General features: G+C 66.5%; 22 protein-coding genes. 18 read left to right on the top strand and 4 right to left on the bottom strand.

Translation table 11 applies throughout. The features are described from left to right. Positions 1 to 53: 53 nt before the first annotated feature. From ACZ1H8_RS11015 to ACZ1H8_RS10990, 6 genes are all read left to right on the top strand, one after another. Positions 54 to 1,043 (top strand): C13 family peptidase, encoded by a 990-nt coding sequence (locus ACZ1H8_RS11015; RefSeq protein ID WP_465177244.1) that lies wholly within the window; start codon positions 54 to 56, stop codon positions 1,041 to 1,043. A gap of 146 nt (positions 1,044 to 1,189) precedes the next feature. Then, positions 1,190 to 1,708: a ClpP family protease gene (locus ACZ1H8_RS11010; RefSeq protein WP_465181382.1), complete on the top strand. Its 519-nt coding sequence runs from the start codon at positions 1,190 to 1,192 to the stop codon at positions 1,706 to 1,708. A gap of 108 nt (positions 1,709 to 1,816) precedes the next feature. Beyond that, positions 1,817 to 2,605: a succinate dehydrogenase iron-sulfur subunit gene (locus tag ACZ1H8_RS11005; RefSeq protein ID WP_465177243.1), complete on the top strand. Its 789-nt coding sequence runs from the start codon at positions 1,817 to 1,819 to the stop codon at positions 2,603 to 2,605. Between the two features lie 43 nt (positions 2,606 to 2,648). Next, positions 2,649 to 3,104, top strand: a complete 456-nt coding sequence (locus tag ACZ1H8_RS11000; protein WP_465177242.1) for a PaaI family thioesterase — start codon at positions 2,649 to 2,651, stop codon at positions 3,102 to 3,104. Then, complete coding sequence (gene zapE / locus ACZ1H8_RS10995) at positions 3,101 to 4,213, top strand: cell division protein ZapE (protein ID WP_465177241.1); 1,113 nt, start codon at positions 3,101 to 3,103, stop codon at positions 4,211 to 4,213. The genes ACZ1H8_RS11000 and zapE overlap by 4 nt, the downstream gene beginning before the upstream one ends. 90 nt (positions 4,214 to 4,303) lie before the next feature. After that, positions 4,304 to 6,145 carry a glycoside hydrolase family 2 protein gene (locus ACZ1H8_RS10990; RefSeq protein WP_465177240.1) on the top strand — a complete coding sequence of 614 codons (1,842 nt, stop codon included), beginning with the start codon at positions 4,304 to 4,306 and terminating at the stop codon, positions 6,143 to 6,145. A gap of 3 nt (positions 6,146 to 6,148) precedes the next feature. Here the strand turns inward: ACZ1H8_RS10990 and ACZ1H8_RS10985 are convergent, their stop codons facing one another. Then, a complete protein-coding gene (locus tag ACZ1H8_RS10985) occupies positions 6,149 to 6,691 on the bottom strand; it encodes a winged helix-turn-helix transcriptional regulator (RefSeq protein ID WP_465177239.1) in 543 nt (180 codons plus the stop codon). 55 nt (positions 6,692 to 6,746) lie between these two features. Between ACZ1H8_RS10985 and ACZ1H8_RS10980 the strand changes: the two genes are divergently transcribed. The 8 genes from ACZ1H8_RS10980 to ACZ1H8_RS10945 all read left to right on the top strand — a co-directional run bounded on the left by ACZ1H8_RS10980 (position 6,747) and on the right by ACZ1H8_RS10945 (position 16,219). Then, positions 6,747 to 7,166 carry a VOC family protein gene (locus tag ACZ1H8_RS10980; RefSeq protein ID WP_465177238.1) on the top strand — a complete coding sequence of 140 codons (420 nt, stop codon included), beginning with the start codon at positions 6,747 to 6,749 and terminating at the stop codon, positions 7,164 to 7,166. A gap of 220 nt (positions 7,167 to 7,386) precedes the next feature. Next, on the top strand, positions 7,387 to 8,349 hold the full coding sequence (mdh, locus tag ACZ1H8_RS10975; protein ID WP_465177237.1) for a malate dehydrogenase: 963 nt from the start codon (positions 7,387 to 7,389) through the stop codon (positions 8,347 to 8,349). After that, positions 8,349 to 8,903 carry a hypothetical protein gene (locus ACZ1H8_RS10970; protein ID WP_465177236.1) on the top strand — a complete coding sequence of 185 codons (555 nt, stop codon included), beginning with the start codon at positions 8,349 to 8,351 and terminating at the stop codon, positions 8,901 to 8,903. Before mdh ends, ACZ1H8_RS10970 begins: the two co-directional genes overlap by 1 nt. Before the next feature lie 37 nt (positions 8,904 to 8,940). Beyond that, positions 8,941 to 9,831, top strand: a complete 891-nt coding sequence (gene sucD / locus ACZ1H8_RS10965) for a succinate--CoA ligase subunit alpha (RefSeq protein WP_110151169.1) — start codon at positions 8,941 to 8,943, stop codon at positions 9,829 to 9,831. A 75-nt stretch (positions 9,832 to 9,906) separates the two neighbouring features. Further along, a complete protein-coding gene (locus ACZ1H8_RS10960) occupies positions 9,907 to 12,837 on the top strand; it encodes a 2-oxoglutarate dehydrogenase E1 component (protein WP_465181308.1) in 2,931 nt (976 codons plus the stop codon). 7 nt (positions 12,838 to 12,844) lie between these two features. After that, complete coding sequence (gene odhB, locus ACZ1H8_RS10955) at positions 12,845 to 14,080, top strand: 2-oxoglutarate dehydrogenase complex dihydrolipoyllysine-residue succinyltransferase (RefSeq protein WP_465181307.1); 1,236 nt, start codon at positions 12,845 to 12,847, stop codon at positions 14,078 to 14,080. Between the two features lie 51 nt (positions 14,081 to 14,131). After that, on the top strand, positions 14,132 to 15,526 hold the full coding sequence (gene lpdA, locus ACZ1H8_RS10950; protein WP_465181306.1) for a dihydrolipoyl dehydrogenase: 1,395 nt from the start codon (positions 14,132 to 14,134) through the stop codon (positions 15,524 to 15,526). A gap of 213 nt (positions 15,527 to 15,739) precedes the next feature. Then, the gene (locus tag ACZ1H8_RS10945) at positions 15,740 to 16,219 is read left to right on the top strand and encodes a DUF2314 domain-containing protein (protein ID WP_465181305.1); all 480 of its coding nucleotides are present in this window, start codon (positions 15,740 to 15,742) and stop codon (positions 16,217 to 16,219) included. Here ACZ1H8_RS10945 and ACZ1H8_RS10940 read toward each other — a convergent pair. After that, entirely contained in the window at positions 16,207 to 16,860 is a 654-nt protein-coding gene (locus ACZ1H8_RS10940; protein ID WP_465181304.1) for a YoaK family protein, read from the bottom strand. The genes ACZ1H8_RS10945 and ACZ1H8_RS10940 overlap by 13 nt on opposite strands. Positions 16,861 to 16,939: 79 nt before the next feature. On the opposite strand from ACZ1H8_RS10940, the gene ACZ1H8_RS10935 reads away from it, so the two are divergent. Beyond that, a complete protein-coding gene (locus ACZ1H8_RS10935; protein WP_465181303.1) occupies positions 16,940 to 17,578 on the top strand; it encodes a trimeric intracellular cation channel family protein in 639 nt (212 codons plus the stop codon). Positions 17,579 to 17,624: 46 nt separating this feature from the next. Here ACZ1H8_RS10935 and ACZ1H8_RS10930 read toward each other — a convergent pair whose 3' ends face one another. Together ACZ1H8_RS10930 and sppA are read right to left on the bottom strand one after the other, a co-directional pair. Continuing rightward, positions 17,625 to 18,182, bottom strand: a complete 558-nt coding sequence (locus tag ACZ1H8_RS10930; RefSeq protein ID WP_110151164.1) for a GNAT family N-acetyltransferase — start codon at positions 18,180 to 18,182, stop codon at positions 17,625 to 17,627. Continuing rightward, complete coding sequence (gene sppA / locus ACZ1H8_RS10925) at positions 18,179 to 20,077, bottom strand: signal peptide peptidase SppA (protein WP_465181302.1); 1,899 nt, start codon at positions 20,075 to 20,077, stop codon at positions 18,179 to 18,181. The genes ACZ1H8_RS10930 and sppA overlap by 4 nt, the downstream gene beginning before the upstream one ends. A 268-nt stretch (positions 20,078 to 20,345) precedes the next feature. Here sppA and groES point away from each other — a divergent pair, with 268 nt between their 5' ends. From groES to ACZ1H8_RS10910, 3 genes are all read left to right on the top strand, one after another. After that, entirely contained in the window at positions 20,346 to 20,633 is a 288-nt protein-coding gene (groES, locus tag ACZ1H8_RS10920; RefSeq protein WP_110151162.1) for a co-chaperone GroES, read from the top strand. Positions 20,634 to 20,686: 53 nt separating this feature from the next. Next, positions 20,687 to 22,330 carry a chaperonin GroEL gene (gene groL, locus ACZ1H8_RS10915; protein WP_110151161.1) on the top strand — a complete coding sequence of 548 codons (1,644 nt, stop codon included), beginning with the start codon at positions 20,687 to 20,689 and terminating at the stop codon, positions 22,328 to 22,330. A 311-nt stretch (positions 22,331 to 22,641) separates the two neighbouring features. Next, positions 22,642 to 23,766, top strand: coding sequence for a T4 RnlA family RNA ligase (locus ACZ1H8_RS10910; protein ID WP_465181301.1), 1,125 nt, complete (start codon positions 22,642 to 22,644; stop codon positions 23,764 to 23,766). The last annotated feature ends 74 nt before the right edge of the window (positions 23,767 to 23,840 follow it).

The raw sequence follows: 23,840 nt of genomic DNA, 5'->3' as shown, positions 1-23,840 counted from the left end.
GACTTCCCCTCGCCGCCCGCGAGACTGTCGGCTCATCGTTGATGGGGGCGTGAATGCGTTTTGCCGGTTTCGCGTTGATCGTTGGACTGGCTGCCGCGGCCGTCGGCACCCCACTCGCCTCGGCCCAACCCTATCAGGCGCCCCAGCATGTTTCCGGCTGGCCCGGCATGGTCTCGGGTCAGACACCCGAGGAGAATGCCGCCAGCCTGGATCAGGGCCCCGAGTTGCAGCGCGGGCGCCCCGCGCGCTGGTCGCTGGCCGAGCATCGCCGGCTGGATCGGGCGCTCGCCGCGATCCAGCCGCAGCGCAAGGGGGTGGTCGACGTCTATGTCGTCGCGGTTGCGCTCGACAGCGATCCCGTCTTCGGACGCGAAACGCGCGAGGCGGGCAAGGTGCTCGAGCGGCGCTATGACGCCAGGGGGCGATCGATCGTGCTGGCGGGATCGACCGGCAAGGCGCCGAGCGAGCTTCCGGTCGGCAGCCTGAGCTCGCTGACGCTGGCGCTGGCGCGGATCGCCGAGGTGATGGACCCGGCCGAGGATGTGCTGGTGCTCTATTCGACCAGCCACGGTGCGAAGATCGGGCTTGCCTATCATGACGGTGACGAGGGGTTCGGAGTGCTGACCCCGCGGCGCTTTGCCGGAATGCTCGACGAGCTGGGGATCAAGCGGCGGGTGCTGATCCTGTCGGCCTGTTATTCGGGCATTTTCGTGCCGGCGCTGGCCAGCCCCGACACCGCATTGTTCACCGCCGCATCGGACAGCCGCCCGTCCTTCGGCTGCATGGCGGAGAATGACTGGACGTTCTTTGGCGACGCGATGATCAACCACGGACTGCGCAAGGCACAGTCGCTGGGCGCCGCCGCGAGCGAGGCGCACGGGCTGATCACCCGCTGGGAATCGAGCGCCAATCTGCAGCCGTCCGACCCTCAGATCAGCGTCGGCGCGAATGTCGACAACTGGCTGAAACCGCTCGAGGCGAAGATCCCCAAGGCGGCGACCGAGCCGGTCGGCAAGCCCGCGGTCGCGGCATTGACGCAATAGGGCGAGGGAACCGGGCGGGGTCCAGGTCGGTTGCGCCGGCCATGAGCCTTTCAACCGACACCCCCGCCTCCCCCGTGCTGGAACCGATCGCCGAGCATGACGGCAGCCGCGCGGCCCGCTACCCGCTGCTGGGCCAGCCGCATGTCATGCTGTCGGGCACCGTCGACCATGCAATGTACCAGAGCTTTCGCGACCAGCTGGCCGCGGCGCCCGACCAGGGCAGTTTGGTCGTGTCGATCTCGACCCTGGGCGGCGATCCCGAGGTCGCGCGGCTGATGGCCGACGATATTCGCCTGATCCGCGAATATGACGATCGCGAGATTCTGTTCCTGGGCAAGGTGGCGGTCTATTCGGCCGGTGCGACCTTCATGGCGGGTTTTCCCGCCGACAAGCGCTTCCTGACGCGCGGGACGCGGATCATGATCCATGAGCGACTCCTGACCAAGACGCTCGACATATCCGGCCCGCTGAAGACCTGCATCGCCGAGCTGAAGGCAAATCTTCACGAGATCGAGGAGTCGATGCGGATCGAGGAAGAAGGGTTCCGCGACCTGATCGCGGGCACCGGAATCGAACTGGACGAGGTCCGCCGGCGGGCGCCCGAAAACTGGTATATCGAGGCCGATGAAGCCCGCGCGCTGGGGCTGGTGCTCGACGTGATCTGACAGGCCTGGCTGCGGATTCTGCAGCTAAGGGTTGCGCTGCGGGTGCGAAAGGCATAGCCCGCCCGGGCGCACCCCAAGGCATTGGTGCGCACGCAAGGGACGAGTGGAATGGCCGAATTTCGCCTGCCGAAGAATAGTCGCATCGACAGCAAGCAGGGCACGACCCACAAGGCGCCGGCCGGCGCGAAGCGGGTGAAGAAGTTCAAGATCTACCGCTACGATCCCGAGAGCGGCCAGAAGCCCTATTATGATTCGTTCGAGATCGACCTGGACGATTGCGGTCCGATGGTCCTCGACGCGCTGCTCAAGATCAAGAACGAGGTCGACAGCACGCTGACCTTCCGCCGCTCGTGCCGCGAGGGCATTTGCGGCTCGTGCTCGATGAACATGGACGGCCGCAACGGCCTGGCCTGCACGACCGCGATCGAGGACATCAAGGGCGATATCCGCATCACGCCCTTGCCGCACATGGACGTGATCAAGGACCTGGTCCCCGACTTCACCCATTTCTATGCGCAATATTCGTCGATCAAGCCGTGGCTGCAGACGGTGTCGACCACCCCGTCGGGCAAGGAGCGGCTCCAGTCGCCGGAACAGCGCGCGAAGCTCGACGGGCTGTACGAGTGCATCCTGTGCGCCTGCTGCTCGACCTCGTGCCCCAGCTATTGGTGGAATTCGGACAAGTTCCTGGGCCCGGCGATCCTGCTCCAGGCCTATCGCTGGCTGGCCGACAGCCGCGACGAGATGACCGGCGAGCGACTCGATGCGCTGGAGGATCCGTTCCGCCTGTATCGCTGTCATACGATCATGAACTGCGCGAATGTGTGCCCCAAGGGCCTGTCGCCGGCTAAGGCGATCGCCGAGATCAAGATCATGGAAGCCGAGCGCACGCTGTAATGCGGGGGCGTACTGTCGGGATCGGGCCGGGCCGCCGCACGGCATGAAGGACGGCCTGTTCCTCTATGAGGACGATCCCGAGGCGCCCGGCTGGAAGCGATACGGCCTGCGCGAGAGCGGCCGGTTCAACGACTTTATCGGCCCGATGCGGATCCGCGTCGAGGATGGCGTCGCGCGCATCCGGATGCTGCCGCAGTCGCAGCATTCGAACATCAAGGACAATGTCCACGGCGGCGTGGTGCTGGGGTTCATCGACCTGGCGCTGTTCGCCGCCGCGCGCGCATTCGAGGTGCTGCACGGCCCGGCGGTGACGCTGGACCTGTCGACCCAGTTCATCGGCGGCAGCCGGATCGGCGACCCGCTGGAGGCGCGGGTCGAGCTACTGCGCGAGACGGGGCGGCTGATCTTCCTGCGCGGGCTGATCGTGCAGGACGCGCCCGAGGCGCTGGTCGCCAGCTTCAGCGGGACGATCCGCAAGCCTAGCGCCGGCGTGGCATGAGCCAGGTCCTCGAACGCTATCGCGCGCTGGTCGAGGCCGGCGAGCTGCGCACCGATCCCGAACAGGCGGCGGCGGCCGAGCGGCTGGACCAGCTGGCGCAGGCGCTGGAAGCCGTGCCGAGAAAGGGCAGCATCCTGTGGCGTGCGCTGGGTCGGCGTCCCGAGCCCCCGCGCGGCGTCTATCTGTGGGGCGGGGTCGGGCGCGGCAAGTCGATGCTGATGGACCTGCTGTTCGACAGCCTGGCGATCCGGCGCAAGCGCCGCGTCCATTTCCACGAGTTCATGCTCGAAGTGCATGAGCGGCTGGAGGTCGAGCGGCGCAAGGATACGCGCGATCCCGTCGTCGCCGTCGCCGAGGCGATGGTCGAGGACATCCGCCTGCTCGCCTTTGACGAGATGGTGGTGAACAACCCGCCCGATGCGATGATCCTGTCGCGGCTGTTCACCGAGATGATGCGCCACGGCGTGACGATGGTCGCGACCTCGAACCGTGCGCCGAAGGAGCTCTACAAGGACGGGCTCAACCGCCAGCTGTTCCTGCCGTTCATCGCACTGATCGAGTCGCAGATGGACGTGCTCGCGCTGAATGGCCCTGTCGATTATCGCCGCGACCGGCTGGGCAGCGTCGATACCTGGCTGGTGCCCAATGGCGCGGAGGCGACCAGGGCGCTGTCCGAGGCGTTCTTCCGCCTGACCGACTATCCGCCCGAGGATCGCGAGCATGTCCCCGGATGCGACATTGCGGTGCAAGGCGGGCGCGAGCTGCATGTGCCGAAATGCCTGAAGGGTGTCGCGGTCTTCTCGTTCAGGCGGCTGTGCGGCGAGGCGCGGGGCGCGGCCGATTATCTGGCGATCGCGCGGCGTTTCCACACAGTCATCCTGGTCGGCATCCCCAAGCTTGGCCCGGACAATCGCAACGAGGCGGCGCGCTTCGTCACGCTAGTCGATGCGCTGTATGAGAATAAGGTGAAGCTGCTCGCCGCCGCCGACGCACAGCCCGAGCATCTCTACGAGGAGGGCGACGGTCGGTTCGAGTTCGACCGGACGATCAGCCGGCTGATGGAAATGCGGTCGGACGAATATCTCGCCCAGGGGCATGGCGAGGCCTGACCTCCGCGCTTTTCGGGCGACAGCTGCGCTGGATCGGCTAGGTTCCTTGTGGGGCGCGGCGAGTCACGCCGCGGATTCAAGGGGATGAGGATGCGGCCGGCCCTGTGGTTCCTTGCGAGTCTCTGTGCCATGCTGCCCGGCATCGCTGCGGCCCAGACGGATCGCAGCATTGTGCTGACCGGCGCCGAATTGCGGCCGGCGCAGAGCCTGGACGGGGCCTGGCACTGGTCGATCGATCCCTATCGCGACGGGATTGCCGGCTTCCATGGCGGCCCGCCCAACCGCAGCACGCGGCGCTGGGGCGACCTGATCGTCGCGGACGAGGCGCAGCGTGACCCGTCCGCGCTGTTCGAGTTCGACATGCAGCGATCGCCGGTCACCCACCTGCCCGGCAGCTGGATCGGTCACGCCCCTGAGATGCGGCTCTATCAGGGGCTGGTCTGGTATCAGCGTGACTTCGACTTCACCCCGCCGCCTGCGGGCAAGCGCACCTATCTGCGCTTCGGGGCGGTCGATTACCGCGCCGATGTCTATCTGAACGGCAAGCCCGTCGGATCGCATCGCGGCGGCTTCACGCCCTTCGCCTTCGACGTGACCGACCTGCTGCGGCCGGGACGCAACCAGATCACGGTCGGCGCCGACTCGGCCCGCACCGACGACGATGTCCCGCCGCCGGTCACCGACTGGGAAACCTATGGCGGCATCACCCGTTCGGTCTCGCTGATCACCGTGCCCGAAACTCATATCGAGGATTATTGGGTGCGGCTGACCCGCGATGGACGGATCGCGGCGACGATGCAGGTCCGCGGTGGTCAGGCGCAGGTGCTGCGCGTTCGAATCCCCGCACTCGGCACGACGATCCCGGTTCGCTGTGACGCCCAGGCCTGTACCGGCAGCATCGCTGCGCCGCGCGGCCTGAGGCGCTGGTCGCCGGAGAGCCCGACGCTATACGACGTCGAGATCGAGGCGGATGGCGACACCGTCCATGAGCGGATCGGCTTCCGCACGATCGAGGTTCGCGGCACCGAGATCCTGCTGAACGGCAAGCCGATCTTCCTGCGCGGCATCTCGATGCACGAGGAAGAGCTGGGTGCCGATCCGGTGCGGGCGATGACGCCCGCCGCGTCGCGTGCGCTGCTGACCGAGATCAAGCATGGCCTGAACGGCAATTTCGTTCGTCTGGCCCATTATCCGCACAGCGAGGTGACGACGCGGATGGCGGACGAACTCGGCCTGCTCGTGTGGAGCGAGGTGCCGGTCTATTGGCGGGTCAACTGGAACAAGCCCGAGACGCTCGCCACTGCGCAGGCGATGATGACCGAATCGATCCGGCGCGACCGCAACCGCGCCTCGATCATCCTGTGGAGCGTCGCCAACGAAACCCCGGTGAGCGAGGCGCGCAACGCCTTCCTGCGCGCGCTGATCGGCACGGTGCGGGCGCAGGACGAGACGCGGCTGGTCACCGCCGCGCTGCTCAGCAAGCGCGAGGGCATGGTTTCGACGATCGACGATCCGCTGGCCGCCGATCTCGATGTGCTGGCGATCAACACCTATAATGGCTGGTATACGGACGACCCGCTCGCTAGCCTGCCGTCGCTCGAATGGCGATCCGACATCGGCAAGCCGATGATCTTCTCCGAATTCGGTGCCGATGCGCAGGCCGGCTATCACGACGCCGCCGCGAGCCCGCACAAGTTCAGCGAGGAATATCAGGCCGACTATTACCGCCAGACGCTGGCGATGGCGCGCCGCGTGCCGTTCCTGCGCGGCATGAGTCCGTGGATCCTGAAGGACTTCCGCTCGCCGCGCCGCCAGCATCCGGTCTATCAGCAAGGCTGGAACCGCAAGGGCCTGATCTCGCCGACCGGCGAGCGCAAACAGGCGTTCGAGGTGCTGGCACAGGAATATGCCCGGATCCGCGACTCGCGCTGACGCTCAGCCCAGGACTGCCCCCGCCAGATCCTGCCCCCGGCCGGTCAGCGCATAGAGCGGGAGCGGCGGAAAGCGATCCTCCAGCCGCCGCGCAACCAGATCCTGCTCGATCATCGTCTGGAGCGTCATCGAGAGCGCGCGCGGCGTGACGGGCGCCAGCCGCATCTGAAGCGTGCCGAAGCGCGTCCAGTCGTCCCCGATCCCCGCCACCACCGGCAGCCCCCAGCGCGGCAGGTCGCCAGGCGACAGCCCGAGTCGCTCGCGCGCAGCAAGGATCCGCTCGCATGCCCCACCGACCGCCCTGCCATTATCGGTCAGCACATATTCGGGACGAAGCGGGTGACCATGGCCGGTATTGGGCATGACCCAGCCGGCGTCGCGCAGATGCTGAAGGCAGCGGGTCAGGCTGTGGCTCGACAGGCCGAACCGCGCCGCGATCACCGCGAAGCGCGCGCCCGACCGTTCGCTGAGCAGCGCCATCACCGGCAGCGCCCAGCGATTCGCGGTCAGCAGCCTCAACGTGTCGGGATCGAACGCGGTTGACATCGGCTCCGTAATGATATCGACTATATAAACGGAACCATAGAGTCGGGAGCCTCGAATGACAAGCATCGCCCAACCCCAGCCGATCGCGCAGACCCCAGCACCGACAATTCCCTATGACGGCGGCCTTGCCTGCGCGCTGTCGGTCACCGATCTCGACGCGTCGCTGGCTTGGTACCGCGACGTGCTGGGCATGGAGTTGCTCTATCGCCGCGACGACATCGCCTGGTGCGAGTTCGCGACCAGCGTGGCGCGCGTGACGGTTGGCCTGTCGCAGACCGAGACCGCCGGCGGCCCCGGCGGCGCCACGCTCACCTTCGGCGTGACTGATATCGACGCAGCCAAGGCGGCGCTCGATGCAACGGGCGTGCGTCAGGATGGGGGGATCGACGAGGTGCCCGACATGGTCCGGCTGCTGACTTTCTACGATCCCGACGGCAACGCACTGATGTTCTATCAGGACCTCTCCGCGATATGATGCGTTAGACGCGGACACGTCCTGCAGGCGTGGCGGCCTTGACGGCCTCCGCACCCAGAGTTGATCAACCCACCCTATTGCACTTGCGAATTAATCGCAAAGATAATGACCCGCTCGGGACTCCTTTGGGTTGCGGCAAACGAGCAATGCGCCTAAGCGACGCTCGTTTTTCCGCGGTTTCGCGCCACAGTCGCGCGCATCACAGACCCAAGGAGTTACCATGGCCCGCAAGAAGATCGCCCTTATCGGCGCAGGCAATATCGGCGGCACGCTCGCCCATCTCGCCGCGCTCAAGGGCCTTGGCGATATCGTTCTGTTCGACGTGGTCGAGGGCGTGCCCCAGGGCAAGGCGCTGGACCTGAGCCAGTGCGGCCCGGTCGAGGGCTTCGATGCCAAGATCACCGGCTCGAACGACTATGCCGACATTGCGGGCGCAGACGTCATCATCGTCACCGCCGGTGTCGCCCGCAAGCCGGGCATGAGCCGCGACGACCTGCTGGGCATCAACCTGAAGGTCATGAAGGCCGTGGGCGAGGGCATCGCCGCCAACGCACCCGACGCCTTCGTCATCTGCATCACCAACCCGCTCGACGCGATGGTATGGGCGCTGCGCGAATTCTCGGGTCTGCCGCACCAGAAGGTCGTCGGCATGGCCGGCGTGCTCGACTCGGCACGCTTCAGCCACTTCCTCGCCGAGGAGTTCAAGGTATCGGTCAAGGACGTCACCAGCTTCGTGCTGGGCGGGCACGGTGACACGATGGTCCCGGTCATCGAATATTCGACCGTTTCGGGCATCCCGGTTCCCGACCTGATCGAGATGGGCTTCTCGACCCAGGAGCGCATCGACGAGATCGTCAAGCGCACCCGCGGCGGCGGCGGCGAGATCGTCGCGCTGCTGAAGACCGGTTCGGCCTTCTACGCGCCCGCCACCAGCGCGATCGCGATGGCCGAGAGCTATCTGTATGACCAGAAGCGCGTCCTTCCGGCGGCGGTCCACCTGACCGGCCAGTACGGCGTCGACGACCTCTATGTCGGCGTGCCGGTCATCATCGGCGCCGGCGGGGCCGAGAAGGTCGTCGAGATCAAGCTGAGCGACGAAGCCAAGGCGAACCTCACCGTGTCGGTCGATGCGGTCAAGGAACTGCTGGTCGCCTGCAAGGGCATCGACGGCTCGCTGGCCTGATGTCCGCGCTTGCCGCCTTGCTGCTGATCGGCAGCGCCTCGCCCGAGGCGCCGCTGCTCGACGCATTCAAGGCGGCATGCTCGCGAGTCGAGGACTTCGCCAGCGCCCAGGCGGACATCGCCAAGGCCGGATGGCAGCCGGTCGCCGAGGACGCCGAGCCGCGGCTCGCGGCTCTGCTGAAGCTTGGCCGCGAGGCGATCGGCGATATCGGCAAGATCAGCGGCAGCACCTACCGCGCCACCTTCGAGGGGCGTCCGGTCTATCTGGTGCTGTCGCGCTTCGAGGATTCGTCGGGCTTCTGGGGCAATGGCTGCCGCGCCTACGACTTCGCCGCCACCACGCCCTTCGCGGTCGATGCGCTCGATCGCTGGGCCGGCAAGGCGGCGACGCACAGCCAGGACCAGGCCGGCATCATGAAGCGCCAATGGGAGCCCGGCTGGCACGACGGCATGTCGATCGAGGCCGCCTATATTCCCGCCGACCATCCCGGCGTCGGCAAGACCGGCCTGCAGGGCCGCGTGCTCGTCGCCGAAGCGAATGGCGGATCCAAATGAACACCCAGTCTTTCACCTTCCTCTCGGAGGTTTCCGAATGAGCATTCTCGTCGACAAGAATACCAAGGTCATCACCCAGGGGATGACCGGCAAGACCGGCACCTTCCACACCAAGGCGGCGCTCGACTATGGCACGCAGATGGTCGGCGGCGTGACTCCCGGCAAGGGCGGCACGACGCATGAGGAACTGGGACTGCCCAATTTCGACACCGTCGCCGAGGCGGTCGAGAAGACCGGCGCGACCGCCAGCGTCATCTATGTTCCGCCCCCCTATGCCGCCGATTCGATCCTTGAGGCGATCGACGCCGAGGTTCCGCTGATCGTCGCGATCACCGAGGGCATTCCGGTGCTCGATATGGTCAAGGTGAAGCGTGCGCTGTCGGGCTCCAAGTCGCGCCTGATCGGCCCGAACTGCCCCGGTGTCCTGACCCCGGGCGAGTGCAAGATCGGGATCATGCCGGGCAGCATCTTCTCCAAGGGTTCGGTCGGCGTCGTGTCGCGTTCGGGTACCCTCACCTACGAGGCAGTGTTCCAGACGACCAATGCCGGCCTGGGCCAGACCACCGCGGTCGGCATCGGCGGCGACCCGGTCAACGGCACCAACTTCATCGACGTGCTCGAACTGTTCCTGGCGGACGAGGCGACCCAGTCGATCATCATGATCGGCGAGATCGGCGGTTCGGCCGAGGAAGAGGCCGCGCAGTTCCTGATCGACGAGGCCAAGCGCGGCCGCAAGAAGCCGATGGCGGGCTTCATCGCGGGCCGTACCGCGCCTCCGGGCCGCCGCATGGGCCATGCCGGCGCGATCGTGTCGGGCGGCCAGGGCGGCGCCGAGGACAAGATTGCGGCCATGGAAGCGGCCGGGATCAAGGTTGCAGCCAGCCCGTCCGAACTGGGCTCGACTTTGGTCGAGGTTCTGAAGGGCTGAATTCAGGCGTGCGCCACCCCATATCGGGGCGGCTGCACGCTGCCAGCGTGAGCGCTAACACTAGGTGGTGATACCATGGGCTATGAGGGCCTGGACTTCGACGAGATCGCCGGCGGCGTAAGCCCTGCCTTCGTCGAAACTCTGTACCGGAAGTACAAGGCGGATCCCGCATCCGTCGAAGCGGGCTGGCGCGGCTGGTTCGAAGGCCTGGAGAGCACTGCTTCCGGTCCCAGCTGGGCGAACCCGGCCTGGCCGCCCAAGGACACCGACGCGCTCACCGCGGCCCTCGATCCCACCCAGATGGAGCCGGCCCCGGCGAAGCCCAAGGGCGGCGTGGCCAAGCCGGCCCCCGCCCCGGCCGCTTCGGTCGAGGACATCGCCCGCGCCGCCGCAGATTCGATCCGCGCGATGCTGCTGATCCGCACCTACCGGGTGCGTGGCCATCTGGCCGCCAATCTCGATCCGCTGGGCCTCGCGCGCGCCGACCTGCCTGCCGACATGACGCCGGAATATCACGGCTTCTCGGGCGCCGATCTCGACCGCCCGGTCTATCTCGGCGGCACGATGGGTCTGGAAAAGGCCACCGTGCGCGAGCTGGTCGCGATCCTGCAGGCGAATTATTGCGGCAATGTCGGCCTCGAATACATGCACATCGCCGATGTGGAGGAGCGCCGCTTCCTCCAGGAGCGCATGGAGGGCAAGGACAAGGCGATCGAGTTCAGCGCCAACGGCAAGACGGCGATCCTGAACAAGGTCATCGAGGCCGAGCAGTGGGAGAAGTTCCTGGGCCGCAAATATGTCGGCACCAAGCGCTTCGGCCTGGACGGCGGCGAGGCGATGATCCCCGCGCTCGAGGCCATCATCAAATATGGCGGCCAGCAGGGCGTGCGCGAGATCGTGTATGGCATGGCACATCGCGGCCGGCTGAACGTGCTCGCCAATGTCATGGAGAAGCCCTTCCGGGTGATCTTCCACGAATTCTCGGGCGGCTCGGCCAACCCCGATGACGTCGGCGGCTCGGGCGACGTGAAATATCACCTCGGCACAAGCACCGACCGCGATTTCGACGGCATCAACGTCCACATGTCGCTCGTCGCCAACCCGTCGCACCTCGAGGCGGTGAACCCGGTCGTGCTCGGCAAGGTCCGCGCGCAGCAGACGTTCCGCGGCGACCTGGAGAAGCACCAGCAGGTGCTGCCGGTGCTGATCCACGGCGACGCGGCCTTTGCCGGCCAGGGCATCGTCTGGGAATGCCTCGGCTTCTCGGGCATCCGCGGCTACAATACCGGCGGCTGCGTCCACTTCATCATCAACAACCAGATCGGCTTCACGACCAGCCCGCAATTCGCGCGCTCGTCGCCCTATCCGTCGGACGTCGCCAAGGGCGTCCAGGCGCCGATCTTCCACGTCAATGGCGACGATCCCGAGGCGGTGACCTTCGCCTGCAAGATGGCGATCGAGTTCCGCCAGACCTTCGGCCGCGACATCGTGATCGACATGTGGTGCTATCGCCGCTTCGGCCACAATGAGGGCGACGAGCCCAGCTTCACCCAGCCGCTGATGTACGCCCGCATCAAGCAGCATCCGCCTGTCAGCGAAGTCTATGCCAAGCGCCTGACCGCCGAGGGCGTGATCGACGGCAATTTCGTCGACACCAAGGTCAAGGAATTCACCGAGCTGCTGGAAGGCGAGTTCGAGGCCGGCGCGACCTATCTGCCGAACAAGGCCGACTGGTTTGCCGGACGCTGGTCGGGCCTGTCGGCGCCCACCGACGGCGAAGGCGCGCGCCGCAATCTCGAGACCGGGATCGACAAGAAGCTGTTCGACAGCCTGGGTCGCACCCTGACCGAGGTTCCCGAGGACCTGACGATCCACAAGACGCTGTCGCGCGTGCTCGATGCCAAGCGCGAGATGTTCAAGTCGGGCAGCAATTTCGACTGGGCGACCGGCGAAGCGCTGGCCTTCGGCTCGCTACTGTCGGAAGGCTATGGCGTGCGCCTTTCGGGGCAGGATTCGGGCCGCGGCACGTTCAGCCAGCGCCACGCGGTCTGGGTCGATCAGAAGGACGAGCACAAGTACATCCCGCTGGGTGAGATCCCGCACGGCCGGTTCGAGGTGCTCGACAGTCCGCTGTCCGAATATGGCGTACTCGGCTTCGAATATGGCTATGCGCTGGCCGACCCCAAGTCGCTGGTGCTGTGGGAAGCGCAGTTCGGCGACTTCGTGAACGGCGCGCAGATCATGATCGACCAGTTCATCGCGTCGGGCGAAGCCAAGTGGCTGCGTGCCAACGGCCTGGTGATGCTGCTGCCGCACGGATATGAGGGCCAGGGCCCCGAGCACAGCTCGGCGCGTCCGGAGCGCTTCCTCCAGCTGTGCGCCCAGGACAATATCCAGGTGGTGAACATCACCACGCCGGCCAATTATTTCCACCTGCTGCGCCGGCAGATGCACCGCAACTTCCGCAAGCCGCTGATCCAGATGACGCCCAAGTCGCTGCTGCGGCACAAGATGGCGGTGTCCAAGGCCGAGGAATTCCAGGGCGACACCCATTTCCGTCGCATCCTGTCCGATCCCTCGGCGCCGGCGGATGCCGATGTGAAGCGGCTGGTCCTGTGCACCGGCAAGGTCGCCTATGACCTGATCGAGGCGCGCGACGCCGCGGGTGACCGGAGTACCGCGATCGTCCGGATCGAGCAGCTCTATCCCTTCCCCGGCGAACCGCTGACCGAGCGACTGAAGCGCATGGTCAATGTCGAGGAAGTGATCTGGGCGCAGGAAGAACCCCGCAACAACGGATACTGGTTCTTCGTCGAGCCGTTCATCGAGGAGTGCCTGAAGGACGCGGGCGTCAAGCCGCAGCGTGCCCGCTATGCCGGTCGCGCCGCCGCCGCCTCGCCCGCGACGGGCCTGATGAAGCGTCACCAGGCCGAGCAGGGCGCGCTGATCGCCGACGCGCTCGGCCACAGCGTTCGTGAAGAAATCCGCAGGACCCGGAAAGGCTGATCTGCACATGACCGAAGTGAAGGTGCCCACGCTGGGCGAATCGATCACCGAAGCAACCCTTGGTGAGTGGCTGAAGAAGCCCGGCGAGCCGGTGAAGGCCGATGAGCCGATCGCCAGCCTCGAGACTGACAAGGTCTCGGTCGAGGTGCCGAGCCCCGTCGCAGGCGTGATGGGCCAGCAGCTGTTCGCCGTGGGCGACACGGTGAATGTCGACGCGGTGATCGCGACGATCGAGGCAGGCGACGGCGCAGCCGCAGCCCCCGCCCCGACCCCGGCAGCGGCTCCCGCGCCGGCAGCAAGCCCGGCCCCGGCGGCAAGCCCCGCTCCGGCGCCCTCGGGCGATGTCGGTCCGGCCGCATTGTCCCCATCGGTGCGCCGCGCGGTGCTCGAGCATGGCGTCGACCCCTCGTCGATCCAGGGCACCGGTCGTGACGGCCGCATCACCAAGGACGATGTCGTCGCTGCAGCCAGCGCCAAGCCGGCAGCCCCGGCGGCTGCCCCGGCCCCGGCCGCAGCGCCCGCGCCGGCCGCGACCGGCGGCGACCGTGCCGAGGAGCGCGTCCGCATGACGCGCGTCCGCCAGACGATCGCCAAGCGGCTCAAGGACGCGCAGAACACCGCTGCGCTGCTGACCACCTTCAACGATGTCGACATGACCGCCGTCATCGAGGCGCGCACCAAGTACAAGGACCTGTTCGAGAAGAAGCACGGCGTCCGGCTGGGCTTCATGGGCTTCTTCGTGAAGGCTGCATGCCAGGCGCTGAAGGACATTCCGTCGGTCAATGCGCGCATCGACGGCGAAGAGATCGTCTATCACGACTATGCCGACATCTCGGTCGCGGTCTCCGCGCCGCAGGGCCTGGTCGTGCCGGTGATCCGCGATGCCGACCAGATGTCGGTGGCGCAGGTCGAGAAGACGATCGGCGACTTCGGCAAGCGCGCCAAGGACGGCTCGCTCAAGATGGACGAGATGAAGGGCGGTACCTTCACCATCTCGAATGGCGGCGTGTTCGGCTCGCTGATGTCGACCCCGATCATCAACCCGCCCCAGTCGGCCGTGCTCGGCCTGCACCGCATCGAGGATCGCCCGGTCGTCCGTGACGGCCAGGTCGTGGTCCGCCCGATGATGTATCTGGCGCTGAGCTACGACCATCGCCTGATCGACGGCCGCGAGGCAGTGACCTTCCTGGTCGCGCTGAAGAACGCGATCGAGGATCCGACCCGCCTGCTGATCGACCTGTAAGACACACGACCCTGGGCCCCCGCGCTGCGCGGGGGCACGACGGAGCAGAACATGGCTGAATACGACTTCGACGTCCTCGTGATCGGTGCCGGACCCGGCGGTTATGTCGCGGCGATCCGCGCGGCACAGCTGGGCCTGAAGACCGCCTGCGCCGAATCGCGCGAGACGCTGGGCGGCACTTGCCTCAATGTCGGGTGCATCCCGTCCAAGGCGCTGCTGAACGCGTCGGAGAAGTTCGACGAGGCCGTGTCCGGCGTGCTGGCCAAGCATGGCGTGAAGCTGTCGGGCGTCGAGCTCGACCTCAGCGCGATGATGGCGGACAAGGCCAAGGCCGTGTCGGGCCTGACCGGCGGCATCGAGTTCCTGTTCAAGAAGAACAAGGTCGAATGGCTGAAGGGCATGGCGACGTTCAAGGACGCGCACAGCGTCGAGATCGCCGGCAAGACCGTCACCGCCAAGAACATCGTCATTGCGACGGGCTCGTCGGTCACGCCGCTTCCGGGCGTCGAGATCGATCAGAAGGTGGTCGTCGATTCGACCGGCGCGATCGCGCTGGAGAAGGTGCCCGAGCATCTGGTCGTGATTGGCGGCGGCGTCATCGGCCTCGAGCTGGGCTCGGTTTGGAAGCGCCTGGGCGCGAAGGTCACGGTGGTCGAGTATCTCGACCAGCTGCTGCCCGGCATGGACGGCGACGTCCGCAAGGAAGCCGCAAAGATCTTCAAGAAGCAGGGCATGGAGATCAAGCTGTCGACCAAGGTCACCGGTGTGACCGTTCAGGGCGACAAGGCGAGCGTAACGGTCGAGCCCGCCACGGGTGGTGCTGCCGAAACGATCGAGGCGGATGTCGTGCTGGTGTCGATCGGCCGCCGGCCGAACACCGAAGGTCTCGGCCTCGACAAGATCGGGCTGGACGTGAACCAGCGCGGCCAGATCGAGACCGATCACGACTTCGCGACCAAGGTCGACGGCGTCTGGGCGATCGGCGACGTGATCCCGGGTCCGATGCTGGCGCACAAGGCCGAGGACGAGGGCATTGCGGTTGCCGAGAACATCGCCGGACTGACCGGCATCGTGAATCACGATGTCATCCCCAGCGTGGTCTATACCCATCCCGAGATCGCCGGCGTCGGCCTGACCGAGGAACAGGCCAAGGAGCGCGGCGAGATCAAGGTCGGCAAGTTCCCGATGGCCGGCAACAGCCGCGCCAAGGCGATCGACGACACCACCGGCTGGGTGAAGGTGATCGCCGACGCCAAGACCGATCGCGTGCTGGGTACCTGGATCATCACCTCGGTCGCCGGCACGATGATCGCCCAGGTGGCACAGGCGATGGAGTTCGGCGCGACCAGCGAGGACATCGCCTATACCTGCCATGCGCATCCGACGCACAGCGAGGCGATCAAGGAAGCCGCGATGGCGGTGACGGGCAAGCCGATCCACGTCTGATCGCCCGGAGTTCCGGAAAGCGAAAGCAAAGGGGCGGCCCGCCAGGGTCGCCCCTTTTTCATTTGTCGGGGCGGGGTGCGCGGTGAGCGCGGCAGGAAGCACGACGAGCCGAGCCGAACCGTCATCCCATGGACGCGACGATTCAGGTCCGCGAGGCTAACAGGGCGCAACGATTGTTGGATGCGCCGGACGGGCGCGTGAAGGAGAGTGACGATGCGTGTTTCCGCAGCGCTGACGGCGATCGGCCTCGCGCTTGCCCTGCCCCTGCCGGCGCTGGCGCAGACCGCGCCGGGAGAGCAGACTGCCACGGTGTCCAGGGCGGACCCGGAAATGGCCCGCGCCATCGCCCGCGCCCGCGCGGAGTTGCCCGTGTTCTTCGGCCATGCCTCGTCCCCCGGCCCGGGGGAGCGCTATTTCCTGGTGAAATATAACATCAACCCGACCGGCCGCGCCGAATTCATCTGGGCCGAGATCATCTCGCACAAGGGCGAGGCCATCGTCGCGCGGCTGATCAACACGCCGCGCGCGCCCGGATTTACCAAGGGGCAGCAGGTGACAATCCGCAAGTCGGACGTCATCGACTGGAGCTACATCCGGGACGGCGTGCTGCAGGGCAACTACACGACCCGCGTCGTCCTGCCGCACATGAAACCGGCCGAGGCGGCTGCCTTGCGCAAATCCTATGGCTGGTAGGTGCGGCGGCTGACCCTCGCGACGAGCAGGGTCAGCACCGCCGCAGCGCCGGCGGCGAACCACAAGGCCTGCAGTCCGTAGCTGAACTGTGCCCCCGCCCCCAGCACGACGCCGGCGACGAACCCGATCCACAGCAGCAGATAGGGCACCCAGTTCCAGCGATCGGCATCGCCCATCAGCGCGCCGGCCAGCGTCTGGCCCAGCCGGACCAGCGATCCGGTCATATAGGTCAGGCCGATCGCCACCTCGCCATCGCGCTGGATCGTGCCGTTCTCGGCCCCCATCGCCATCGCCAGCATCAGCACGACGATCGTCGCCGGGGCAAAGGGTGCAGCAGCGGCGGCCGCGACCAGCAGGATCGTCACCAGTCCCATCACCATCGGCCGATCGTGTCGTGGCCGGGCACGGCTGACGATGCTGGACAGGATCACGCCGCTGACGAAGCTGAACACCAGGGCGATCGAGATTGCGGCGACATCCCAGCCGCCCCGGCCCAGCCCCACGCCGAACCGCGTCGAATTGCCGCTCATGAACGAGGCGAAGAAACCGCCCAGGCTGGTAAAGGCGAGCGCGTCGACGAATCCAGCCAGCGCCGACAGGCAGACTGCGGTGGCGGCGAGCGTCGGTTCGGTACGGTGCATGACCCCCTTTTGCCGCAGCCGTCCGCCGCTCGCCAGAGGCGGTTTGACGTTGCGCCTCCACGGTGGAACAGATCGGCGCATGGATCCGCTCGAAGCCGCCTCGCGTATCGGCACGCTCCTGCCCTGGCTCGACCTGTTCGGGATCGCGGTGTTCGCCGCGACCGGCGCGATCGCGGCCGCGCGGCGGGGACAGACCTTCGTGACACTCGCCTTTTTCGCGCTGATCACCGGGATCGGCGGCGGGGCGATCCGCGACCTGCTGATCGACGCTCCGGTCTTCTGGGTCCATGACCGCCGGGTCGCGGGGCTGTGCCTTGTCGTCGCGCTGGCGGTCTGGTTCACGCCGCACCGCTGGTGGAGCGACGCCGCCTTCGACTGGATGGATGCCGCCGGGCTCGGCGCCTATGCCGCATTCGGCGCGGCCAAGGCGCTGACCTATGGCATCCCGCCGGTGCCGGCCGCGTTCATGGGCGTCATCACCGCCTGTTCGGGCGGCATCATCCGCGACATGCTGGCGGGCGAGCCCTCGATCCTGATGCGACCCGAACTTTATGTCACCGCCGCGGCGCTGGCGGCGGCGACCCATGTCGTGCTGACCTTGCTGGGTCTCGATCAGCTCGCGGCCGGCCTGATCGCCGCGGCCGCCGGCTTCGCGCTACGCGGCGCGGCGATCCACTGGAAACTGGCGCTCCCCGCCTATCGCCATCCAGCCGACTGAGACGCCTCGCAAGGACAATGCGAAGCGCTGCTCAGGCGAGGAATCCTCAACCCCGCACAACACCCGTTTCGGTGAACTTGCGCGGTTCGACAGGCGGACTCTTCGGTTCGTTCAGCTCGCACTGCCAGATGCCGACGTCGATCCACTGGCCCTGCTTGTAGCCGACCTCCCGGTAGACGCCGGCGCGGCGGAAACCGACCGCCTCGTGCAGCGAGATGGACGCACCGTTTGGCAGCGCCAGCGCGGCGATGGCGTGGACGAAGCCCTGCGCACGCAGCGTGTCGACCAGCGCCTCGTACAACAGGCGCCCCGCGCCCTGGCGCATCGCGGTGTCGGCGACGTAGATCGAGGTCTCGACGACATAGCGATAGGCCGGCCGCTCGCGGAAGCGGGTGGCATAGGCATAGCCGATCACGCCGCCCTCGTCCCCGCTGGTCGCGACCAGCCAGGGATAGAGGCCGTCGCTGGCCGCCATGCGCGTGCGCATCTGGCGCGCGTCGGGCGGATCGGTCTCGAAGCTCGCCGTGCCGGTCAGCACATGCGGGGCATAGATGGCGGCGATCGACGCGGCATCCTCGGGCACCGCAGCCCGGATGACGATCATCCGAACAGCTTCGCGACGAGCAGCTGGTAGAGCGACTGTTCGGCAGCACCCTGCGGCGCGACCGGGATCATGCCAGTGCATTCCAGGCAACGCGCCTGGACCTGTCCCGACATGGCCAGCCGCCGCGCATCGCCCAGCGCCATCGCGAAGCTGGCGCGCTGGCCCGCCGCGATCCGGGCAAACGCGTCGGGACCACCCGGCGAGTCGACCCAGTCGCTGTCGCTGTCGTCCTTTTGCGACAGGCCGGCGAGGAAGGCGCGCCACGGGTCCGGGTCCTTGGTGAAGAACACCGGATAATAGGCATTGCCCTGGATCTTCGCGAGCTTCGCCGCCTCGGCGATCGCGGCGTCGAGATTGCCGAAGCGATCGACCAGCTTGAGCTGATGCGCGACCCCGCCGACCCAGACGCGGCCCTGCGCGATCTCGTCGACGCGCTCGGGCGTCATCTTGCGCGACTGGGCGACCAGACCGACGAACCTGCCATAGCCCTGCTCGATCGCCGACTGGAGCACGCGGTCGGTGACCGGGTTGATGCCGCCCAGCACATCGGGCTGGCCCGACATCGGCGTGGTCTGGGTCCCGTCGCTGGTAACGCCGATCTTGGCGAGCGTATTCTCGAAGGTGGGCAGGATGCCGAAGATGCCGATCGAGCCGGTGATCGTGTTGGGTTCGGCGAAGATCACCTGGCCGGGCGTCGACACCCAATAACCGCCGCTGGCGGCAAGGCTGCCCATCGACACGACCACCGGAATGCCCTGGCCCTTGGCCTGGAGGATCGCCTGTCGGATCTGCTCGGACGCCATCACCGATCCGCCGGGGGAGTCGACCCGGACGACCAGTGCCTTGATCTTGTGCTTGTCGAGCCCCTCGAGCAGCAGCTTCGACACGGTGGCGCCGCCCGCGGTGCCCGGCCCTGCCTCGCCGTCGACGATCTCGCCGGCGATCGTGATCACGCCGATCTTGTCGCCGTTCGCCTTGACCGGGTTGGCCTGCATCCAGTCGGCGAAGCGGATGGCGTTGAAATTGCCGGCGGGCTTGCCGCTCTTCGCGCCGACGATCTCGGCGACGCGCTTGCCGAAGGCCAGCCGGTCGCCCTTGCGATCGACGATGCCCAGCGCGACGTTCGCCTCGGCGATGTCACCCTTGACCCGGGCGACCACCTCGTCGGGCTTGGTCAGATAATCGGCGAGCTGTGCCTTGGGGCGTGCCTTGGCGACCGCCGCCTTCCACTGGTCGAACAGATTGCCATAGAGCGCCTGATTGGCCTCGCGCGCCTCGGGCGACATGTCGGCACGCGTATAGGGCTCGACCGCCGACTTGAACTTGCCGACCTTGTAGACGTGGACGTTGACGCCCAGCTTGTCCATCAGGCCCTTGTAATAGCTCTGGTTTCCCCCCGGCCCCGCGAACAGCGTGCCGCCAAAGGGATGGACCCACACCTCGCTGGCATTGGCCGCGATCAGGTAGCTGCTGTCGGTATAGGCAGTCGCATAGGCGAGCACCGGCTTGCCGCTGGCCTTCACTCGGCCGACCGCGGCCGCCACTTCGGCGACTGCGGCGGGATAGCCGCCGACATAGCGGTCGAGGTCGAGCACCACTGCCTTGACCCGCGCATCCTTCACCGCCGCATCCAGCCCGCGGACGATGTCGCGCAGCGCATGTTCCTTCATCACGTCGGACGCGCTGCTGAACGCGGCGAGCGGATCGGGATCCTGCGGCTGTTCGGTAATCGTGCCGTCCAGCGTCACGAGCAGCGCGCCATCGCGGATCGCTGCCTGGTTGGGACGGACCGACAGCGCGGCGAACAGGAAAATGAAGAACAGCAGCATGAAGATCAGGACGAGGGCGTCCTTGATCCCGACCAGAATCTTCCAGGCACCCTTGACTAGCTTCACTCTGTCGCTCCTCGACACGGGGACTCCGTCCACCCTTGGTAGGAGAGTGCTCCATAAGAGTAAACGGGGTGTATTACGGTCGCACGACAGGCCATCGACGGATGCGGCAGCCTGTATTTTGCCGGTCGCAATTTTGTTCCGATCCGGCGAAAAATGGTTGCGCTCGGGCGTTGACGCGACAGGGGTGCGATCGCATATGAGCGCCAGTTAGCACTCGGACCCACTGAGTGCCAACGACTCGAAATTCACTTACTAGAAGGATCAGGCAATGAGCTTTCGTCCGTTGCACGACCGCGTTCTCGTTCGCCGCGTAGAGGCTGAAGAGAAGACTGCTGGCGGCATCATCATCCCCGACACCGCCAAGGAAAAGCCGCAGGAAGGCGAAGTCGTCGCCGCCGGCGCCGGCACCAAGGACGAGAAGGGCAATGTGACCCCGCTCGACGTCAAGGCCGGCGATCGCATCCTGTTCGGCAAGTGGTCGGGCACCGAGGTCAAGCTGAACGGCGAAGACCTGCTGATCATGAAGGAAAGCGACATTCTGGGGATCGTCGGCTGAGCCGACCCCGGACGCGAACTTCCCACCACCAATTCAACTGAAAGGGTAGCCCGATGGCAGCCAAGGACGTCAAATTCTCGCGCGACGCGCGCGAGCGCATTCTCAAGGGCGTGGACATCCTCGCCGACGCAGTGAAGGTCACGCTGGGCCCCAAGGGCCGCAACGTCGTCATCGACAAGTCGTTCGGTGCGCCGCGCATCACCAAGGACGGCGTCACCGTCGCCAAGGAAATCGAACTCAAGGACAAGTTCGAGAACATGGGCGCGCAGATGATCCGCGAAGTCGCGTCGAAGACGAACGACCTCGCCGGTGACGGCACGACCACCGCGACCGTTCTCGCCCAGGCGATCGTGCGCGAAGGCATGAAGTCGGTTGCGGCCGGCATGAACCCGATGGACCTGAAGCGCGGCATCGACCTCGCCGTCACCAAGGTGGTCGAGGACATCAAGGCCCGCTCGAAGCCCGTCTCGGGCTCGAACGAAGTCGCCCAGGTCGGCATCATCTCGGCCAATGGCGATCGTGAAGTCGGCGAGAAGATCGCCGAGGCGATGGACAAGGTCGGCAAGGAAGGCGTGATCACCGTCGAAGAGGCGAAGGGTCTCGATTTCGAGCTCGACGTCGTCGAGGGCATGCAGTTCGACCGCGGCTATTTGTCGCCCTATTTCATCACCAACCCGGAGAAGATGACGGTCGAGCTCGCCGATCCGTATATCCTGATCCACGAGAAGAAGCTGTCGAACCTGCAGGCGATGCTCCCGATCCTGGAAGCTGTCGTCCAGTCGGGCCGCCCGCTGCTGATCATCGCCGAGGACATCGAGGGCGAGGCTCTGGCCACGCTTGTCGTCAACAAGCTGCGCGGCGGCCTGAAGGTCGCAGCGGTCAAGGCACCGGGCTTCGGCGATCGCCGCAAGGCGATGCTCGAGGACATCGCGATCCTGACCAAGGGCGAAGTCATCTCGGAAGATCTGGGCATCAAGCTCGAGAGCGTCACGCTCGGCATGCTCGGCACCGCCAAGCGCGTCACCATCGACAAGGACAACACCACCATCGTCGACGGTGCGGGTGAAGCCGAGTCGATCAAGGGCCGCACCGACGCGATCCGTCAGCAGATCGAAGTCACCACCAGCGACTATGACCGCGAGAAGCTCCAGGAGCGTCTCGCCAAGCTGGCCGGCGGCGTTGCCGTGATCAAGGTGGGCGGCGCTTCGGAAGTCGAAGTGAAGGAGCGTAAGGACCGCGTCGACGACGCGCTGCACGCGACCCGCGCTGCGGTCGAAGAAGGCATCGTCCCCGGTGGCGGTACGGCTCTGCTGTACGCGACGAAGGCGATCGAAGGCCTCAAGGGCGCCAATGACGACCAGACCCGCGGCGTCGACATCATCCGCAAGGCGCTCTACGCGCCGGTCCGCCAGATCGCGCAGAATGCCGGTCATGACGGTGCGGTGATCTCGGGCAAGCTGCTCGACGGCAGCGACACGTCGCTGGGCTTCAACGCACAGACCGACACCTACGAGAACCTGGTCACCGCCGGCGTGATCGACCCGACCAAGGTCGTTCGTACCGCACTGCAGGACGCAGCCTCGGTCGCCGGCCTGCTCATCACCACCGAAGCGGCGGTGAGCGAGTTGCCGGAAGACAAGCCGGCCCCCGCCATGGGCGGCGGCGGCATGGGCGGCATGGGCGGCATGGACTTCTAAGTCCGCACCGCTCGACCGACCGGTCGAACTAACAAGAAGGGGCTGGAAGCATCGCTTCCGGCCCCTTTTTACTTGCACGCGCCCCATTAACCTTCTTCCTGGCTTTACTCGGCGCAACGCACGCGCCACGAGGCCAGCCGTGCAACAGGTCCATTCCTACGCCGTGAAAAATTGCTTCGCAGTCGCGGAGCGAGGACACGTGCGCACGATCTGAACGCACCTCTGCCGCGCTCCGTCTTCGATGACGGCACGGCAGTCCAGCTCCCAGCCGCATCGTCGACGGACCGGCTCCACCCAAATGGAGACCTTCGATGACCGACACTCCTCACTATGCCCGCACCATCGGTTTCGACCAGCTGGTCGCCGAGCTGCATGCCGCGCGTGCCGAACGCGCAGTCTATTCGCGGCGCGACGGCCCACTGCAGCTGTGGTGCTACACGTCCAAGGCGGTCTATGACCGGCTCTGGTCGCCGGCGACGCTCGCCGCGCGCGGGCTGATCCTCGACGTCGAGGAACGCCGCGTCGTCGCGACTGCCTTCCCCAAGTTCTTCAATCTGGGTGAGGCCGGCACACCGGTGCCCGACGGGCCGTGCGAGGCCTTCGAGAAGGTCGATGGCAGCCTGATCGTGATCTTCCATCACGACGGCCGCTGGCGAGCCGCGACGAAGGGCGCGCTCGATTCGAGCCAGGCGCTCTGGGCCGAGGCGCGGCTGCGGGACCAGGACCTCTCCGCGCTGGTTCCCGGTACCACCTATCTCGCCGAGGCGCTCTATGCCGAGAACCGCATCGTCGTGCGCTACGACGAGAGCGGACTCGTGCTGCTGGCCGCCTATGACGAGCAGGGGTTCGAGCTCGATTTCGATTCGATCGAGGCAACCGCGCAGGCGCTGGGCTGGCGCGCGGCGGGTCGCATCCGCTTCGCCGGGATCGACGATCTGATCGCGCGCGCGGGCATGCTGCCGGCAGATGCGGAGGGCTATGTCCTGCGCTTTGCCGGTGGTCAGCGGGTAAAGCTAAAGGGCGCCGAATATAGCCGGATCCACGCGATCCTGTCCCGCGTGACGCCGCTCGGCATCTGGGATGCGATGGTCGCGGGCGATTCGCTGGACGAGATGCGGCGCGTGATCCCGGAAGAGTTCTGGTGGGATTTCGACGAGATCGTCCGGCTGCTGCGGGGCGCGATACAGGCACGGATCGACCGGGTCGGCGAAGTCGCGGCCGAACTGGCTGGCCTGTCCGACAGGGAGGTCGGGCTCCGGCTGGCGACGCTGCCGAGGGAGGTTACCCGGTATTTGTTCACCTATCGCCGCAACCGCGACCTGACCGCCGATGGCAAGGCGTGGTCGATGCTGCTTCGCGACGTCCGGCCGGTCGGCAACGCCTTGCCGGGATACACCGCGTCCTACGCGCTCAGCCAGGCGACGGGAGACGAATGAGGGAGGGTCGGAAGCGGGAGCTTCCGGCCCTTTTTCGCAAGCGCGCCCCGACATGTTTCCACCATGTGTCTTAG

This window comes from Sphingomonas sp. BL-S-25, assembly GCF_055521555.1.
This window is presented reverse-complemented; position numbering and strand designations above follow the sequence as displayed.